Below are 291 nucleotides of genomic sequence, written 5' to 3' on the forward strand. Positions count from 1 at the left end.
CGCCATTTCAACGGCCTGCAGATTGCGCCACGGTCCGAGGTGATGGATCACCTCTGCCTTGTACAAGCCGTTGATCGTTTCAGCCAGTGCGTTATCGTAGGAGTCGCCCACGCTGCCCACTGACGGCCCGATGCCAGCCTCGACCAACCGATCCGTATAGCGGATCGATACGTATTGCACGCCGCGGTCGCTGTGATGGATCAGCCCGTCCTGCTGCGCCGGCTGTCGCTCGTACAAGGCCTGTTCCAGTGCGTCCAGAACGAAGTCCGTGCGCGCCGAGCTCGACACACG

At 62.2% G+C, this 291-nt stretch carries 1 protein-coding gene; it reads right to left on the minus strand.

The window, feature by feature from the left end:
* On the minus strand, positions 1–291 hold a 291-nt coding region (locus AB3X89_RS40490), incomplete at both ends, for a DDE-type integrase/transposase/recombinase (protein WP_368588093.1).

The organism is Paraburkholderia sp. BR14320, assembly GCF_040948665.1.
In the GTDB taxonomy this organism is placed as follows: domain Bacteria; phylum Pseudomonadota; class Gammaproteobacteria; order Burkholderiales; family Burkholderiaceae; genus Paraburkholderia; species Paraburkholderia youngii.